At 72.0% G+C, this 4,459-nt stretch carries 5 protein-coding genes; all 5 read right to left on the bottom strand.

From position 1 onward, the window contains the following. The coding region (locus CKO43_RS26255) for a methyl-accepting chemotaxis protein (protein WP_200380364.1) at window positions 1-1,559 on the bottom strand (1,559 nt) is incomplete at its 3' end. A gap of 214 nt (window positions 1,560-1,773) precedes the next feature. Then, window positions 1,774-2,439 carry a hypothetical protein gene (locus CKO43_RS25020; RefSeq protein ID WP_200228798.1) on the bottom strand — a complete coding sequence of 222 codons (666 nt, stop codon included), beginning with the start codon at window positions 2,437-2,439 and terminating at the stop codon, window positions 1,774-1,776. Between the two features lie 130 nt (window positions 2,440-2,569). Continuing rightward, window positions 2,570-3,397 carry a universal stress protein gene (locus CKO43_RS25015; protein WP_200380363.1) on the bottom strand — a complete coding sequence of 276 codons (828 nt, stop codon included), beginning with the start codon at window positions 3,395-3,397 and terminating at the stop codon, window positions 2,570-2,572. 121 nt (window positions 3,398-3,518) lie between these two features. Beyond that, entirely contained in the window at window positions 3,519-3,710 is a 192-nt protein-coding gene (locus tag CKO43_RS25010) for a hypothetical protein (RefSeq protein ID WP_200228793.1), read from the bottom strand. A gap of 140 nt (window positions 3,711-3,850) precedes the next feature. Further along, the coding region (locus CKO43_RS25005) for an AAA family ATPase (protein ID WP_200380362.1) at window positions 3,851-4,459 on the bottom strand (609 nt) is incomplete at its 5' end.

Genomic DNA, 4,459 nt, shown 5'->3' with positions numbered 1-4,459 from the left:
AACAGAGCGCCGCGGCCGCCGAGCCGGAAGGCACCGACGGTGTGCACCAGCTCGTCGGCCTGTTGGCGCAGGCTCTCGGCGGCCGCGGCGCTCTGTTCGACGAGGGCGGCGTTCTGCTGCGTCGCGCGGTCCATCTCGCTGACGGCTTGCGCGACCTGGGTGATGCCGCTGCTCTGTTCGGAGCTGGCCGAGCTGATCTCGGCGACGATGTCGTTGACGCGGCGGATCGCGACGACGATCTCCTCCATCGTCTGCCCGGCGCGGTCGGCGAGCGTGGTGCCGGATTCGACCTGCTCGACGCTGCTCGTGATCAGGCTCTTGATCTCGCGTGCCGCCTGCGCCGAACGCTGCGCCAGGCTGCGCACCTCGCCGGCGACGACGGCGAAACCTCGCCCTTGTTCGCCTGCGCGCGCCGCCTCGACGGCGGCGTTGAGCGCCAGGATGTTGGTCTGGAACGCGATGCCGTCGATGACGCCGATGATGTCGGCGATCTTCTTCGAGCTGGCCTCGATGCCGCGCATCGTGCCGACGACCTGGTGCACCACTTCGCCGCCGCGTGACGCGACGCTGGAGGCGCCTTCGGCGAGCTGGCTCGCCTGGCGTGCGTTCTCGGCGTTGCTGCGCACGGTGCCGCCGAGCTCGTCCATCGTCGCGGCGGTCTGCTCGAGCGCGCTGGCCTGTTCCTCGGTGCGCTGGCTGAGGTCGGAGTTGCCCTGGGCGATCTGCGCGCTGGCGGTGGCCACGCCTTCGGCGTTGGCGCGCACCGTGCCGACGGTGCCCGCGAGCTGCTGCTGCATGCGCTGCAGCGCCGCCAGCAGCAGGCCGATTTCGTCGCGCGAGTCGGACTCGATGGTGTGGCTGAGGTCGCCGGCGGCGACGCGGTCGGCCGCTTCGACGGCCCGGCGCAGCGGCGTGCTGATCGAGCGGATCAGCCACCAGGCGGCGGCGATCGACAGCGCGATGGCGACGATCGTGGCAGCCAGCAGCACGTCGCGCGCCGTCGTGTAGGCCTGCGCAGCCGCCTCGCCGGCGCCGACGGCGCCCTGGTGGTTGATCTGCACCAGCTTTTCCAGCGTCGCCTCGGCGGCGGCGAAGACCTGGGCGCCATCGACCAGCAGGACCCCGTTGGCTTCGTCGTTGCGGTTGGCGCGCGAGTGGTCGAGCGCCTGTGCCTGCAGCTTCAGGTACTGCGCCCATTCCTGCTCGAAGCGCTGATGCAGGTTCTTTTCTTCAGGGCTGCTGATCAGCTTGACGTAGTCGGCGTGCTGGCGGTCGAAGGCCTTGCGTGCCTCGTCGAGGCGGCGTTCGACCTCGGCCATCTTGGCCGCGTCGGTGTTGGCCACGTGCTCCATCTCGAGCAGGCGCAGCCGGCCGAGCTGGCTTTCGAGGGCATTGACGGCTTCGACACTGGGCAACCAGTTGCTGACGACCGACTCGGTCGCGTCACGCAGGTTGCCGGCCTTCAGCAGCGACACGCCTGATACGGCGACCAGCAACGCGGTCAGCAGCGCAAAGGCAGCGGCCAGGCGGGTCGTGATCTTTAGATTGGCGAAGATCATGTCTGACAGAGTCCGGATCGTTGTGATGAGGGCTGCCTGAGTCTTCGGCTATTTTGCGTCACTGCTTGATAAGAATGCTACTACAACTGCTGCGAATGCTGGGTCGCTGTGTCATTTTCAATGGTCCGGCGGGCCTGCCGCTCCGCACCGGCATGAAAAAGGGGCCCTCGCGGGGCCCCTCGGCGTTGCGGCACTCAGGCCGCGGTGGTGGCGATCAGGCGCTGGCGGGCGCCGCGGCTGCCGGCTTGGGCGTACGCGCGCGCCGCGGCGCCTTGACCACCGCCTCGACCGGCTTCAGCGCTTCGACGACCGCCTTGCGAGCGCGTCGCGCTGCCGGCTTGGGCACAGCCGCCACTTCCTTGGGCGCCGCGCGGTTGCGCTTCTTGCCGACCGGGATGCTGCGTGCCGCCGCCTTGCGCGGCTTGGCGCCAGCGACGTCGGCCAGCCGTTCGGCGCCGCGCACGACCGTGCTCGAGACCTTCAGCGCCATCTTCGCGCCCGGCAGCGTCAGCTTGGCGGCGGTGTGCAGCCCGTTGGCCAGCAGGGTGTTGTCGACGCCGGCTGCCAGATCGACCATCTTCCCGATCTGCGCGGCCGCGGTGTCGCCGCCGAGGTCGACGAGCTTGGCGGCGCGGTCGGCGACTTCGTCGATGCCCTTCTCGACGCTGCCGGTGACGCTGCCCCGAACCGCGTTCATGCGGTCGGTGGTGCGCGGCGCGAAGCGTGCGGTGCGGGCGTAGAAGCGTTTCTCGATCATGCCGTCGACCAGCCCGACGAGGCGGTGCCCGCCGAAACGGTAGGCCGCGACCGTCTTCTCGGCCGCGCTGCGGTAGTTCTCGATCGTCTTCAGCGTGACGCTGGCGAGATCATGGGTGGACATGGCTGGCCTCCGTGGGTTGGTTGTGGATTTCCTCACGCCACCAGTCTCGGGCCGGGGCCTAGAGAGGACCACCCAGGAAGCGCGTTATTCCTAGAGTGGGCTCTCCAAAGGCGGCACCGGCGGCGCGCGCTCAGTGCGCCATCAGCACCGGCAGCGTCATCGCGCGCAGCACCGTGCGCGTGACGCCGCCCAGCACCAGCTCGCGTGCCCGGCTGTGGCCGTAGCAGCCCATCACCAGCAGGTCGGCATCGGTGTCGGCGGCCATCGACAGCAGCGCCTCGCCGACGCCGGTGCCGGCCAGGCCGTGGCTGCGGATCGGCGCGCTGACGCCGCTGCGGCGCAGCCAGCGTTCGAGCGCGCCGGTACCGGTGCGTTCGTCGTCGCGCCGCGCCAGCGTGCAGGCGATGTCGATCTGCTCGGCCGCCAGCAGCCAGGGCCGCGCGGCGCTGACGGCACGCGCTGCCTCGCGCGTCGGCTTCCATGCGATCAGCACGCGCCGGCCCGGCGTCACCGGCGCGTCCTGGGCCGGCAGCACGAGCGCGGGTTTGCCGCTGTCGTGCACCAGGCTGGCGACCAGGCCGCGCGGCACCGACCCGGCCTCGGTGTCGTCGGGGTCGTGCTGGCCCAGCACCAGCAGGTCGGCGAAGAGGGCGTGCTCGACCATCACCGTCTCGAGCATGTCGTTGCGGACCTCGAGCCACTGCATCGGCGTGCCGGCGACCGCTTCGCGCTCGAACATCGCGCGCGCCCGGGCGCGCAGCTGGTGTTCGCTTTCCTCCAGCAGCGAGGTCGCGGCATAGGCGCCCTCGGCCGCCGAAAACGGCACCGCGACCATTGCCGGCAGCACCGCGAAGACAGCGGTCAGCCCGGCGCCGTGCTGGCGCGCGAGACGGTGGGCGAGGGCCAGGCGCTGCGCCGAACGCGGCGATGCGTCGAGGTGGACGAGGATGCTTTTCATCATGCTCTCCCCCCGGGTGGCCTGGCGCCCTCCCGGGGACGGGTGGGGTGGCAAGCCCATGGTCGACGTCGCTCGGGCCGATGTCGTTGTGCCGGCGCAAGGCCGGTGCAGGCGCTGCGGCTCAGGCGCGCTGCAGCGCCGGCCGGGCGTGGCGGCGCCAGCTGCGTTCGGCGCGTTCGTCCTGCTGCCGCGCCTCGCTGCTCTCGGTCTCGGCGACGGCTGCGCCCGGTCGCCGTTGCGGCCAGCTCAGCTGCGGAACCGGCGGTGCCGCCGGTTCGGGATCGAAAGGATCGGTGACTCTCAGCGCGCTCATGTCGTTCTTCTGGCGTGCGCACGGGGTGCCGCGGCCGCCTTGGCGGACGCGATCCTCGCGACTCGTGCCGGCTCCGGGTTTGACGGCCGGCAATGGGGCGCGGGGCCGGGTGCTCGAAACCGACGCTGGCGCCGAATGCGTCACACCCTGCCGGTGCCGTCCAGGCGGGCGAGCAGGCGCGCCCAGTCGGGTGTGCCGTCGGGCGGCACGGGCCAGGTGTCGGCGAGTTCGTCGGCCGCCAGCGGGTCGCCGCCGCGCAGCTGGGCTTCGAGCACCGCGAGGTCGGCGTCCGAGGCGTCGTCGCCGCGGCCTGCGCGTGCGGCGACGCGCTCGCGCAGCGTGGCCTCGTCGGCGCCGAAGTCCAGCAGCACGAAGCCGGCGCCGCGGGCCGCGGCGAAGCGGCGCGCGGCGTCGCGCGCAGGGCGGTGCAGGAAGGTCGCGTCGAGCACCGCGGGCCAGCCGCCGTCGAGCAGCGCCGCCGCGGCCTCGAGCAGCCGCGCATAGGTGGCGGTGCCGGCTTCGGCGCCGTAGAGCCGGGGCTTGAGGGCCGCATCCGGGCGCTCCAGCGGGGCGAGCCCGAACAGGCGCTTGCGTTCGACGTCGGCGCGCACGCGCAGCGCGCCGAACTGCTCGACCAGCGCCTGCGTGCGCATCGTCTTGCCGCTGCCCGAGACGCCGTGGGTCACGATCAGCAGCGGCCGGCGGGTTTCGGTCGCTGCCACCGCGAGCGCGAGATAACGCTGCGCGTC

This window comes from Rubrivivax gelatinosus, assembly GCF_016583785.1.
In the GTDB taxonomy this organism is placed as follows: domain Bacteria; phylum Pseudomonadota; class Gammaproteobacteria; order Burkholderiales; family Burkholderiaceae_C; genus Rubrivivax; species Rubrivivax gelatinosus_B.
The sequence above is the reverse complement of the archived record's forward strand: the minus strand, read 5'-3'. Positions and strand labels throughout refer to the sequence as shown.

Excerpts from the sequence above, each read along its gene's own strand:
- CKO43_RS25020 (WP_200228798.1), bottom strand. The coding sequence starts at position 2,439 with ATGTCCACCCATGATCTCGCCAGCGTCACGCTGAAGACGATCGAGAAC.
- CKO43_RS25015 (WP_200380363.1), bottom strand. The coding sequence starts at position 3,397 with ATGAAAAGCATCCTCGTCCACCTCGACGCATCGCCGCGTTCGGCGCAG.
- CKO43_RS25010 (WP_200228793.1), bottom strand. The coding sequence starts at position 3,710 with ATGAGCGCGCTGAGAGTCACCGATCCTTTCGATCCCGAACCGGCGGCA.